This window comes from Rhizobium sp. MHM7A, assembly GCF_005862215.1.
In the GTDB taxonomy this organism is placed as follows: Bacteria; Pseudomonadota; Alphaproteobacteria; order Rhizobiales; family Rhizobiaceae; genus Rhizobium; species Rhizobium bangladeshense.
Map to the genome: position 1 here is coordinate 134,103 of NZ_VCHT01000015.1, position 13,063 is coordinate 147,165.

Consider the following 13,063-nt stretch of genomic DNA (forward strand, 5'->3'; position numbering starts at 1 on the left):
CACCACCCTAAATGCGGCGTCTCATGCAAATTGGCTCGACTCTTGCCGCATTTCGTGTCACTTCGCTGCCATGAAACCCGATATCAAGATCTGTGGCTTGAAGACGCCCGAGGCGATTGATCGTGCGCTGAAACGCGGCGCGACCCATGTCGGTTTTATCTTCTTCGAAAAGAGTCCGCGTTACGTCGAGCCCGATGTGGCGGCAAAACTTGCCGAACCAGCCCGCGGCAAGGCGAAGATCGTCGCCGTCGTCGTTGATCCCACAAATGACGATCTGGACGAGATCGTGTCGCTGCTGAAGCCGGATATCCTGCAGCTTCACGGCAATGAGAGCCCCGAACATGTGCTGACCATCAAGGCCCTCTATGGTCTGCCTGTGATGAAAGTCTTTTCCGTTCGCACCGCCGATGATCTCAGGCGCGTTGAAGCCTATATCGGCATCGCCGACCGTTTTCTCTTCGATGCGAAAGCACCGAAGGGTTCGGAACTGCCTGGCGGCAACGGGATTTCCTTCGACTGGAGCCTTCTCGGCTGGCTCGACGGCAGTATCGACTACATGCTTTCCGGCGGCCTGAACAAGAGCAATGTCGCAGATGCGCTGGCGAACACCAGGGCACGTGGTATCGACGTCTCCTCGGGCGTCGAAACCGAGCCCGGCGTGAAAAGCGTCGCAATGATCGATGAATTTTTCGATGCGGTCGAAAAGGCGGATGCGCCTCTGACGGCTTCAGGGAGTTGAGAGTGAACGAAACGCCTAAACCGAATTCCTTCCGTTCCGGGCCCGATGAAGACGGTCGCTTCGGCATCTATGGCGGTCGTTTCGTCGCCGAAACTTTAATGCCTTTGATTCTCGACCTGCAGGACGAGTGGAACAAGGCGAAGAACGATCCGGCCTTCCAGGCGGAACTGAAGCATCTTGGCGCGCACTATATCGGCCGGCCGAGCCCGCTTTATTTCGCTGAACGGCTGACTGCCGAACTCGGCGGCGCGAAGATCTATTTCAAGCGCGAGGAGCTGAACCACACTGGTTCGCACAAGATCAACAACTGCATCGGCCAGATCCTGCTTGCCAAGCGCATGGGCAAGACGCGGATCATCGCCGAAACTGGCGCCGGCCAGCATGGCGTCGCCTCCGCAACAGTCGCCGCCCGTTTCGGCCTTCCCTGCGTCGTCTACATGGGTGCCACTGACGTCGAGCGTCAGGCGCCGAACGTTTTCCGCATGAAGCTGCTCGGCGCGGAAGTGAAGCCGGTGACAGCCGGCAGCGGCACGCTGAAGGATGCGATGAACGAGGCGCTCCGCGACTGGGTCACCAATGTCGAGGATACCTATTATCTGATCGGAACGGCCGCCGGCCCGCATCCATATCCGGAGATGGTTCGCGACTTCCAGTCGGTGATCGGCGCCGAAGCGAAGGAGCAGATGCTGGCTGCCGAAGGCCGACTGCCGGACCTCGTCGTTGCTGCCGTCGGCGGCGGCTCGAACGCGATCGGCATCTTCCACCCCTTCCTCGATGATCCCTCCGTGAAGATCGTCGGCGTCGAAGCCGGCGGCAAGGGCCTGCAGGGTGACGAACATTGCGCTTCGATCACCGCTGGTTCCCCGGGCGTGCTGCACGGCAACCGCACCTATCTGCTGCAGGATAGCGATGGCCAGATCAAGGAAGGCCACTCGATTTCGGCCGGTCTCGATTATCCCGGCATCGGCCCCGAACATTCCTGGCTGAGCGACATCGGCCGTGTCGACTATGTGCCGATCATGGATCACGAGGCGCTTGAGGCCTTCCAGACCCTGACCCGCCTCGAAGGCATCATCCCGGCGCTCGAAGCCGCGCATGCGATTGCCGAGGTCATCAAGCGTGCGCCGACGATGAGCAAGGACGAGATCATCCTGATGAATCTCTCCGGGCGTGGCGACAAGGACATCTTCACCGTCGGCAAGATTCTGGGAATGGGACTGTAAGACATGACCGCACGCATGGACAAACGCTTTGCCGAGCTGAAGGCTGAGGGCCGTCCGGCGCTCGTGACCTACTTCATGGGCGGCGATCCTGACTACGAAACCTCCCTCGGCATCATGAAGGCGCTGCCGGAAGCGGGTTCCGACATCATCGAGCTCGGCATGCCCTTTTCCGATCCGATGGCCGATGGTCCGGCGATCCAGCTGGCCGGCCAGCGTGCGCTGAAGGGCGGCCAGACGCTGAAGAAGACGCTGCAGTTGGCGACGGATTTCCGCAAGGTCGACGAGACGACGCCGATCGTCATGATGGGTTACTACAATCCGATCTACATCTACGGCGTCGAGAAGTTTCTGGACGATGCGCTCGCCGCCGGTATCGACGGCCTGATCGTCGTCGATCTGCCGCCCGAGATGGATGACGAACTCTGCATTCCGGCCATTCGCAAAGGCATCAACTTCATCCGCCTGGCGACTCCGACCACCGATGGAAAGCGCCTGCCCGCCGTGTTGAAGAACACGTCCGGCTTCGTCTACTACGTCTCCATGAACGGCATTACTGGTTCGGCACTGCCCGACCCTTCGCTGGTTTCGGGCGCCGTGGCGCGCATCAAGCAGCATACCGAACTGCCCGTCTGCGTCGGCTTCGGCGTCAAGACGGCGGAACATGCGAAGGTCATCGGTGGCTCTGCTGACGGCGTCGTCGTGGGCACCGCCATCGTCAATCAAGTCGCAACGAGCTTGACGAAAGACGGAAAGGCGACGGCCGACACGGTTCAGGCAGTCGCGACGCTGGTGCGCGGCCTCTCATCGGGAACGCGTTCGGCGCGCCTTGTTGCTGCCGAATAGTTTGCCCACATTGGCACGAGTCAGTTAGGAGAATTCGAGTTGAACTGGATCACCAACTACGTTCGCCCGCGGATCAATTCCATGCTGGGCCGTCGCGAAGTGCCGGAGAACCTCTGGATCAAGTGCCCGGAAACGGGCGAGATGGTCTTCCACAAGGACCTGGAAGGCAACAAGTGGGTGATCCCTGCTTCCGGTTATCACATGAAGATGCCGGCCAAAGCCCGGCTCGCCGATCTTTTCGACAACGGCGAATACGAATCTCTGCCGCAGCCGAAGGTTGCTCAGGACCCCCTGAAGTTCCGCGATTCCAAGAAATATATCGATCGCCTGCGCGACAGCCGCGCGAAGACCGAACAGGAGGACACGATCCTTGCCGGCCTCGGAAAGGTGAAGGGCCTGAAGCTCGTGGCCGTCGTGCACGAATTCAACTTCATCGGCGGTTCGCTCGGCATTGCTGCCGGCGAGGCGATCGTCAAGGCTTTCGAACGCGCGACTTCCGAAAAGTGCCCGCTGGTAATGTTCCCCGCTTCCGGCGGCGCGCGCATGCAGGAGGGCATCCTGTCGCTGATGCAGCTGCCGCGAACGACGGTCGCCGTCGATCTGCTCAAGGAATCCGGCCAGCCCTACGTCGTCGTTCTGACCAATCCGACAACCGGCGGCGTCACGGCCTCCTATGCCATGCTCGGCGATATTCACTTGGCCGAGCCCGGTGCTGAAATCGGCTTTGCCGGCAAGCGCGTGATTGAACAGACCCTGCGTGAGAAGCTGCCGGAAGGCTTCCAGACCTCCGAATACCTGCTGGAGCATGGTATGGTCGACATGGTCGTCAAACGTCACGACATTCCGGAAACGCTGGCGCGTATTCTGAAGATTCTGACGAAGAAGCCCGTCTCGGCAGCGAACGACGTGGCTGGCGGAGCGATCGCCTTGGCGGCGAGCGCCTGATACCGGACAAACAGGCGGGGTGCGGAATTGATACCCAGAGGCCAAACGGCGGTGAGTGAGGCAGCGCACGAGATCGAAAAGCTCATGGGATTGCATCCCAAAGGGTTCGACCTGTCTCTCGATCGCATCACCCGCCTTCTCGACCAGCTCGGCAATCCGCACAGGAAACTGCCGCCGGTGATCCATGTCGCCGGTACCAACGGCAAGGGCTCGGTCACCGCTTTCTGCCGCGCCCTCCTCGAGGCCGGCGGCTACAGCGCCCATGTCCATACCTCGCCGCATCTCGTCAATTGGCACGAGCGTTATCGCATCGGTGTGGCGGGCGGGCGCGGGCAGCTTGTCGATGACGCCGTCCTTGCCGACGCCGTGCGCCGCGTGGCCGATGCCAATGCCGGACAGCATATTACCGTCTTCGAGATCCTGACGGCGGTCACCTTCATTCTGTTTTCCGAACATCCGGCCGATGCGGCGATCATCGAAGTCGGTCTCGGCGGCCGCTTCGACGCGACCAACGTCATTTCCGATCCGGCCGTGTCGGTGATCATGCCGATCTCGCTGGATCACCAGCCCTATCTCGGCGACCGGGTCGAGTTGATCGCGGCCGAAAAAGCCGGCATCATGAAGCCGGGATTGCCTGTTGTCATCGGTCACCAGGACTATGACGCCGCACTCGAAGTGCTGATGTCGACGGCAGAACGGCTGCGTTGCCCGAGCACCGTTTTTGGGCAGGATTTCATGGCGCATGAGGAATATGGCCGGCTCGTCTATCAGGACGAGTACGGGCTTGCCGACCTGCCGCTGCCGCGCCTTCCCGGCCGGCATCAATATGCGAATGCCGCCGCCGCCATCCGCGCCGTCAAGGCCGCGGGCTTCACCGTCACCGAGACGATGATGGAGAAGGCGATGAATACTGTGGAATGGCCGGGCCGGCTGCAGCGCCTCAGCGAGGGCCGGTTGCTGACGCATGCGCCCGCCGGCGCAGAGATTTGGGTCGATGGCGGGCATAATCCCGGGGCTGGCGAAGTGATCGCCGAAGCCATGGCCAATTTCGAGGAGCGCCAGCCGCGGCCGCTTTTCCTGATCATCGGCATGATCAACACGAAGGACCCGATCGGTTATTTCAAAGCCTTCACGGGCCTGGTCGAGAAGGTGTTCTGCGTGCCGATCCGCGGCAGCGACGCGATGATCGACCCGGTGATATTGTCGAATGCCGCCTATGATGCCGGCTTGGTCGCCGAACCGATGTCGACGGTCGGAGAGGCGCTGGAAGCGATAAAAGCTGCCCTCGACCCGGCAGCACTGCCGCCCCGCATCCTCGTCGGCGGCTCTCTCTATCTCGTCGGCGATGTGCTTGCCGACAACGGCACGCCCCCGAAATAAGCCGATAAAAAAGCCCGGTCGAAGCCGGGCTTTTCACGCAACATGAAAGCGATACCGATCAGGCGGCGTTCGAAATCCAATTCGAAAGAGCCGTCTTCGGCTTGGCGCCGACCGAGATATCGGCCACTTCCCCGCCCTTGAAGATCGCAAGCGTCGGAATGGAGCGCACGCCGAACTGGGCGGCGAGTTCCGGGTTTTCATCAATGTTGAGCTTGGCGACTTTCACCTTGCCTTCCATCTCGACGGAGATTTCCTCGAGGCTCGGAGCAATCATCTTGCACGGACCGCACCATTCAGCCCAGAAATCGACGACGACGGGTTCTGCGGATTCCAGAACTTCCGACTGGAAGTTATTGATATCGACTTTCACGGTAGCCATAGGCTGCTCCTTTGACGGAAAAAGATGTTGAACCACATGTGATGGTGCGGCGCCAAATTTTCAATGTTCGGTATTTCACTTTGTCTTGAGTCCTGCAAGCGCCAAACCGAGCGCCGCTTCGCTCAGAGTGTAGAGCGAAGCATTCTCGGTGTAGACGAGCATGCAGTCCACGCGTTTGCCGGGATAGAGCGGCGCCAGGATTTCACGGTAGATCGCGAGCTGAGCCTTATGTGCGAAAGGGATCGCCTCCTCGGTCGAAGGCGGCACCCGGTTGGTCTTGTAATCGAGAATGACGACACGATCGACGAGCACGGCAAGCCGGTCGATGCGGCCGGAAACGGCATAGCGCCTGCCGTCGAGGCTCAATGTACCCATGATCGAGACCTCGGGTCTCGCCTCTCGGCCGAGGACGGGCTGGAGTCCCTCGTCCTCCAATAGTTTCAGAACCGAATCAATGAGCCTGCGCCTTTCAACCTCCGGCCAGAACCGGGCCGCCCGTTCCGCATAGCGGTTCGCGGCATCTCGCCGTTCGCCGGCCGGAATGTCGGGAAGCGCCTGCAGCATGCGATGGATCAGCCTGCCCTTTTCCAGAGAACGATCGCTGCGTTCCTTCTCGCCGAACAAACGTGAAGCGACAAACAGGCTGCCTTCGTCTTCATCGACGATCGTCCCGGCGCCGGAGGGGCTGAGGGGGCGGGGCAGCTCAGCCTGCGGCGGCAATGGCCGCAACAGGCCTTCCGGCAACGCCTCCTGCCTGTCGCGCGTCTCGTTGCGGTCGATACGCTCGAAGCTTCGCTCCACCCGCGGAACGCGCCATCGGATGCCCGGCCATTCTCCGTCTGGGCCGGAGAAGGTAGCCGCCTCGACATGCGGATGGCCTTGGCTGAGCGCGGTGGAAATCATCATGTGCCAGGTATCGTTATTCACGCGAACGCCACGGTAGCCGCAGACGACCAGCCGGTCGGCAGCCCGCGTCATGGCGACATAAAGCAGCCGGCGATACTCCTCTTCCGCCAGCATCTGGATACGTGCGGCATCGTTTTGCGTCAGTGAGTTGGCGAGGTCGGAGACGGGAACCCAGGCAGGCAGCGGCGGCTCGTCCGGATCTGTTTCGAGCAAGCGAAGCTTCGGCAGATGCGTATGCGTGAAGGCCTTCGAGCCGCCGTCGACGAGGAAGACGATTGGCGCTTCAAGACCTTTCGAGGCATGTACGGTCATGATTCTCACCTCGTTGCGCCCCTTGTCCTGCTCACGCTTCACCTCGGGCGCTTCGAGCTCCAGCGTTGAGATGAAGGATTGCAGTCCGGGAAGGCCGGAGCTCTCGTGATCAAGGGTAAAGGTGAGGAATTCGTCAAGGATATCGCTGACCTCGGTGCCGAGACGGGCAAGGAATTGCCGCCGTCCGCCATGGCTGCCCAGGACACGCGCATAGAAATCATGGACCGACAGATGCCTCGACTGCCGAAGAAACAGCTCCAGCCTTCCGACGGCAGCACGGAAACGTTCGGTGCCGTCGGCCGCAAATCTTTTGAGATGGCTCCAGACGCTCTCGTTGTCGCCCCGCAGGCCGGCGATTGCAAAGATGTCGTCCTCGGAAAAATCGAAAAGCGGGCTCTTCAGCACGGCAGCGAGCGAAAGGTCGTCTTCCGGCAGAAGCAGGAAGCGGCCGAGTGCCAGCAGATCCTGCACGGCGATATGGCTGGTCAGCGTCAGTCTGTCGGCACCGGCGACGGGAATGTCGCCGCGGCGCTTCAAGGCGCGCGTTAACGCATTGACGAAGGCATCGCGCTTGCGCACCAGAACGAGGATATCGCCGGCTTCGATCAGCCGCTCCTTGCCTTTGTCGACGATCGTTTCATGGCCGACGAGCATGCCAATTGCATGGGCGATCCGCCGCGCGAGGATTGCAGCCGGCGCGCTTTCCGGTGTCGCATCGAAGGGCGCCGTCCAATCCTCTTCCTTCACTACCGCCTCGGGCGCGACCATTTCCCAGAGATCGACGGCGCCCGGATGCCCGATGCGACTGGAACGATGCACGACCGGTTCGCCGACGGCGCTGAGACCCCGCGCATTGTCCGATGTCCTGAAGATCTGGTCGACGGCCTCGAGCACGTCGGCAGTCGAGCGGAAGGAGAGCGGCAGCCGCACCGAAGAAAAACTCTGCCCGCTATCGGAGACACGCCGCCGCGTCCGGTCGCTCTCTTCGGAAAAACGCTCGGGCCGCGCCCCTTGAAAGGAGTAGATCGACTGCTTCTCGTCGCCGACGGCGAAGAGCGTGCGCACGGTCGGCCGGGCGCTCTCGCCGGAAAAGAAATCCTCGGCGAGCGACTGGATGACGCTCCATTGGATCGGGCTGGTATCCTGCGCCTCGTCGACGAGGATGTGATCGATTCCCCGGTCGAGTTTGTAATGAATCCAGGGACCGACGCCACTCTTCGTCAGCAGGTCGGCGGTGCGGGTGATCAAGTCCTCGAAATCGAGTTGGCTGCGCTGTTTCTTCAGTTCCTCATAGTCGTGATTCAGCCGACCGGCGAGCACGAGCGCGGCCTTCGTGGCGCCGTACATCCGCATCAGCTTCAGCCGATCGCGGCTTGCAGCGACATGCGCGCGGGCGGCGGCGATGGCGCTCGTCAATTGCGGCGCTTCCGCAAGCATGGCCTTGACCAGGAACTGCGAGTCCGACTTCGGCTCGCCCTTCGCCGTCAGGAAGATTTTCTCCAGCATTTCGGCGCGCCTGGCGTCATCGCGCTCCCGGCCGGCGAGCCTCAGGCCATAGGCAATTTCCTGCGCCTTGGCGCCACCCTTGTGGTCGGCAAGCGACAGATAAAGCTCCAGCATGCCACCCGAAAGCTCCGGCAACGGCCAATATTGGGCCGCGATCCGGCTTTCCGTATCGCCGGCAGCAAGGCCGAGCCTTTCGCGCAGAACCGCCTCGACGCCGCCCCGCCGCTCGGCAGCCGTGGTGAAGCGACGAATGGCGTTGCGGTTGGCAACGATGTCGGCGAGCAGGTTCTCAAGGCCGGATTCATCGCCAAGATTGAGTACATAAGCGAAAGCCTCGGCAAGGGTGCTGTCCTCCTCCGGTTCTGTTGCCGTCAGCAGCGCCCGGCGCGCATCGGAAAGCAGTGCCGCCGCCGCGCGATCGTCGAGGACCGAGAAATGTCCGGCAACATTGGCCTCCAGCGGGAATTGGTGCAGCAGCGCTTCGCAAAAGGCATGAATCGTCTGGATCTTCAATCCGCCCGGCGTTTCCAGCGCCTTCGCGAACAGCCGGCGCGCCTCGGCGAGTTTCAGCGCATCGGGCGCCGTACCCTCGATCTGCATGATCCGCCGGCTGAGATCTTCGTCGTCAAGCACCACCCAGTCCGCCAGCCGTTCGAAGACGCGATTCGACATTTCGGAGGCCGCGGCCTTGGTATAGGTCAGGCAGAGAATGGCGGAAGGCCGCGCGCCGGCAAGCAGGAGACGAATGACGCGCTGGGTCAGAACATGCGTCTTGCCGGAACCGGCATTGGCCGAAACCCAGGCCGAGCGCTCGGGATCGGAGGCGATCGCCTGCTGGATCGTGGTCCAGCCGATCCACGCGCCCGGATCGTCGTCGGTCGGAAGAGCGGTTTGGTCACTCATCGCCGCCGCCTTCCTCAGTCTCAGCCGTTGACCATTCGGAGACACGGGCGAGATGATCGTAGTCGCCGCCGAAGTCAAACTGCTGCGCCGGAATGAGCCGTGAGGTAAAGCCCCTTTCACCGGACTGCAGCAAACTGACGAACTTGATCAGCTGGTCGACCGATTCGCCGGCAAGGTCCATCGCCGATTTCGCCTTATCGCTGCGGGCCGAGTTTTCGTTGTTCACCGTATCGACCTGGAACCGGGCTCCCGGACGGAGGCGGACATAGAGCAGATCCTGCGGCGCCAGACTGCCGGCATCCCGAAAGGCTCCGGCGCTCAAAGCCGCCGCTTCGAGCGCGAGCTGCGGATCGAGAAGCGCGCGTGCCTGTGCCGGTGAAGGATTGTAGCCGGTCTTGTAGTCGATGATGTCGGCCGCGCCCGGTCCTGTAATGTCGATCCGGTCCGCAACGCCGTTGAGCCGGATGTTGATTGTCTCCAGCTCCACGCCGCCGCGCACTTCGGTCAGCGTCCTGCGGACAGCGGGGCGTCGTCCGGCTTCCCATTCGAGGAAGGCACGGGCCACGTCGCGAAAGCGCGGGCGCCAGACGGCATCGATATGCGGCGGCAGCCTTTCCATGTCGAAAAGCTCGCTCAGGATCCGTTCCATTGCCGCTGAGGCCTCCGGCGTGCCGGCCGCATGGGCCTCGCGGATGAACCGGTCGATGATCTTGTGATAGAGAGTTCCGCGTTCGGCCGCTCCCGGCTCGCGATTGAACGCGTCGACCGGATCGAGCCGCAGGATGCGGCGGGCATAGATGGCATAGGGATCCCGGCGTAGCCGCCCGACCTCGCTGAAGGAATAGGATTTCGGCTGCAGCGCAAGCGGTGGTTTCGGAGAGGGTCGCTGCGCCGGTGACTGGGCCTCTCCCCGATCGATGAGGCCGGCCCATTGCAGGTACCGGTTACCGCGCTCCCTCAAGGCCGCTTCAAATGCCTCTCCGCCCAGCGCCAGCAGCCGCTGCAGCCAGCGTGAGGCGACTGTCGGCGTCGAACCTTGGCGCAGTGCTCTCGAATAAATCAGGTGGCGGGTGCCGTTCGCCATCTCGAAGTCATGCGCCAGCTGACCAATGCGCCGCTCCGGCGGTTCGAGCCCAATCTCCGTCTTCATCATCCGCGGAATGAAGGGATTATTGGCGCTCTGCCCTGGCCAGGAGCCTTCGTTCAGGCCTCCGAGAATCAGTGTGTCGACGCTCTGCAGACGGGCTTCCAGCGTGCCGAAGATGAAGAGGCGGGGATGGCTGAGCGCCCGTGGCTTCACCGCATGGCCGGCGGCGAGTGCGGCCATGATGTCGATCCACTGCGGCCCGTCGGCCTCCATCTGGCCATCCGTATCGATGACTTCGCCAAGGAGCGAGGCAAGGGCGTCGCCTGCTTCATGTGACCAGAGATCGGCAAGATTGCCTTCCGGATCTGCCGCGACCGCTTCGAGCGAACGGCCGGTCCGCTCCGCCCATTCGGAAAGCGTGAAACGTGCCGTCTTGCCGCGATCTTCCGGCCGGCGCCGGATTAGCGCGGAAGCGAGAGGCTCGGTTGCGCGGGTAACCCGCCGGGCGAGCTCGGATGCGGCATTGGCGGCCTCGGCTGGAAGCGCCGTTCGCCATTCCGGCGCGTGTCGGTCGAGAGCCTGCTCGCCGAGTTGATGGGCCAGGAGCAACTCCAGCGCACTGATATCCACCTCCGTCACGCCGCCGCGCAGCGCCAGCAGTTCGAGCGCTTCGGTCGCGGAAATCAGGGCGTCGCGTTCGAGGCCGAAGCGCGCCAGCGGATGCTTGAGCAGTGACACGATCGCCACCGGATCACCCGGCCGCAGCGTCGCCTCCAACAGCAGTTGCAGCAAGGTGCCTTGCGGCGTGGCGGAAAGTGGCGTGCCGGCCGAATCGTCGGCCAGGATGCCGAAGCGGGAAAGTTCCGCCATCACCCGACGGGCGAGGTTGCGGTCCGGCGTGATCAGCGCGGCCCGGCTTTCGCCATCCTGACCCGGCCTTTCCAGCGCCAGCCTGAGCGCTATGGCGATCGCGGTTGCTTCCTCACGTTCATTGGCGGCTTCGATCAGCGAAACATCGCCGAAGGCGGAAGTCAGCGCGCCCCCCGGCAGCTCGCCCCTCCATGCCCCCCAGTCGCTGGTCGCTTCCGCCGGGGCGAGCGCGCGCGACAGGATTTCGGCGCGCCGATCGAGATCGGCCTCCGGCCTGTCAAGGAGCATGATATCGGCCCGGCTCAGTCTGAGCCTCTTCAGCAGCGTTGACAGGCCATATTGCGGATGGCTCCGGCTGGCCGCATTGGCATGCTGGCCGGGCGCCGGTTCCGGCGCGACCATTTGCCAATGCCTTTCCGGCATGGAGAGATCGAGGCCTGGGAGCACGATCACGCCTTCGGAGAGATTGGCGACGGCAGCGATGAGGTCGGCAGTCGCAGGAACCGAACCTGTCGAACCGGCGATGATGATCGGCCCGCTGGGTTTCGTCGCCGAAATTCTGGCTGCCTCGGCCCTAAGAATGGCGTTTCTGTGTCGGGCCGGGGAAGACCTTCCGAGTTCGGAAAGCCGCTCCGGCCAGAAAGCGCTGGCGATCTGCAGGAACTCTGCCGTCAGCTGCCACCAGGCGGCATAGTCGCCGGTGTCTAGTTTGGCCAGTTCCGACCAGTCGAGATCCTCGGTTTCGATGGAATCGATCAGTTCCGCGAGGTTGCGGGCGAGCCAGATAGCATCCGCCGGGCTTGCCGGCGCAACGAGCGGTGATTCCGAATGAATATCACGGACGATCTCCGGCAGTTTGTTTCGCCAGGCAAGGATAAGGCGCGCCAGTTCCAGCAGCCGGGAGGTATTCGACAGCGGCTGGGCGAGATCGATGGTTGCCGGCAGCGCCTCTTCGAAATATCCGCTGTCATCATCGGTTTCGCCGAGAGGACGGATCACCGGCAGGATTGCCGAGCGGCCGCCAAGCAGATCGACGAATTCCGAGCGCAGCACGCGTACGGCGCGGCGGGTCGGCAGATAGATGGTTACCTTGGCGAGCGACAGGGGATCATCGGCCTCATGCCGGAAAAGCGGCGTCAGCCGGCCGTCGCAAAGAGCCACTGCCAGGGTTTTCAGGAAAGGAAGGCCCGCCGGGATCGTCAGGATGCGTGGCTGGTGCCGCTCCGCCATGATCTCACGCGAACGCCCGCAGTCGACGGATCGTTTCCTCCGCTTCGCCGATTGCCTCTGGCGTTCCCACAGTCAGCCAATGGCCTTCGAGCACGATGCCGAACAATCGTCGGCGCGCGATCGCCTCGTCGAAATAGATATTGAGGTTGAAGGCATCTTTCGGCGCATCATCAAACAGCGCCGGGTTCATGGCAATCGCCCCGGCGTAGACGACGGGATTGGACGTATCGTCGCGATAACGCGTCAGCCGGCCATCTGCAGCGAGGCTGAAATCGTTCTTGCCGTTATGGCCTGTGGTATTCTCGATCTCGACGCAGAGCAGCGCCATGTCCATCCGTTCAGCGTCGAAGAATCCGCCTAATCTCTCAAGGTTGGTCGGCTGGCCCGGCTGTTCGCCGATCCAGAAGAGATCGGCGTTCATAACGAAGAGATTGTCGCGGTCGAGCAGCTTCAGCCCCTTCGCCAGCCCGCCGCCGGAATTCATCAGCCCGTCCCGCTCGTCTGATATGATGATATCGAGGCCGCGATATTTCCTGAGATGGTCGATCATCTGCTCGGCGTGATGATGAACGTTGACGACGGCCCGCTCGACGCCGGCCGAAACGAGCGCATCGAGCGTATAATCGATCATCGGCTTGCCGTCGACCCTCACCAGCGGCTTCGGAATCGTCTCAGTGATCGGGCGCATGCGGGTCCCGAGACCCGCGGCCAGTACCATGGCTTGTCTGATGGTCATCTTG

General features: G+C 62.4%; 9 protein-coding genes. 5 read left to right on the top strand and 4 right to left on the bottom strand.

What is annotated here, in order from left to right:
- Nucleotides 1-70 precede the first annotated feature (70 nt).
- The 5 genes from FFR93_RS32980 to FFR93_RS33000 are packed head-to-tail and all read left to right on the top strand — an operon-like array spanning nt 71 to nt 5,130.
- Nucleotides 71-739: a phosphoribosylanthranilate isomerase gene (locus FFR93_RS32980; RefSeq protein ID WP_064708176.1), complete on the top strand. Its 669-nt coding sequence runs from the start codon at nt 71-73 to the stop codon at nt 737-739.
- 2 nt (nt 740-741) lie between these two features.
- Nucleotides 742-1,962, top strand: a complete 1,221-nt coding sequence (trpB, locus tag FFR93_RS32985) for a tryptophan synthase subunit beta (RefSeq protein ID WP_138396294.1) — start codon at nt 742-744, stop codon at nt 1,960-1,962.
- A gap of 3 nt (nt 1,963-1,965) precedes the next feature.
- Entirely contained in the window at nt 1,966-2,805 is an 840-nt protein-coding gene (gene trpA / locus FFR93_RS32990) for a tryptophan synthase subunit alpha (protein ID WP_138396295.1), read from the top strand.
- Nucleotides 2,806-2,844: 39 nt separating this feature from the next.
- Complete coding sequence (gene accD / locus FFR93_RS32995; protein ID WP_064708179.1) at nt 2,845-3,750, top strand: acetyl-CoA carboxylase, carboxyltransferase subunit beta; 906 nt, start codon at nt 2,845-2,847, stop codon at nt 3,748-3,750.
- 27 nt (nt 3,751-3,777) lie between these two features.
- Nucleotides 3,778-5,130, top strand: a complete 1,353-nt coding sequence (locus tag FFR93_RS33000) for a folylpolyglutamate synthase/dihydrofolate synthase family protein (protein WP_171049292.1) — start codon at nt 3,778-3,780, stop codon at nt 5,128-5,130.
- Between the two features lie 58 nt (nt 5,131-5,188).
- On the opposite strand, the gene trxA is transcribed toward FFR93_RS33000, so the two are convergent.
- From trxA to FFR93_RS33020, 4 genes are all read right to left on the bottom strand, one after another.
- Nucleotides 5,189-5,509 carry a thioredoxin gene (gene trxA / locus FFR93_RS33005; RefSeq protein ID WP_004672616.1) on the bottom strand — a complete coding sequence of 107 codons (321 nt, stop codon included), beginning with the start codon at nt 5,507-5,509 and terminating at the stop codon, nt 5,189-5,191.
- Between the two features lie 75 nt (nt 5,510-5,584).
- Nucleotides 5,585-9,136, bottom strand: coding sequence for a double-strand break repair helicase AddA (gene addA, locus FFR93_RS33010; RefSeq protein WP_138396296.1), 3,552 nt, complete (start codon nt 9,134-9,136; stop codon nt 5,585-5,587).
- Entirely contained in the window at nt 9,129-12,323 is a 3,195-nt protein-coding gene (gene addB, locus FFR93_RS33015) for a double-strand break repair protein AddB (RefSeq protein WP_138396297.1), read from the bottom strand. Before addB ends, addA begins: the two co-directional genes overlap by 8 nt.
- A 4-nt stretch (nt 12,324-12,327) precedes the next feature.
- A complete protein-coding gene (locus FFR93_RS33020) occupies nt 12,328-13,059 on the bottom strand; it encodes a nucleotidyltransferase family protein (RefSeq protein WP_138396298.1) in 732 nt (243 codons plus the stop codon).
- Between the last annotated feature and the right edge of the window lie 4 nt (nt 13,060-13,063).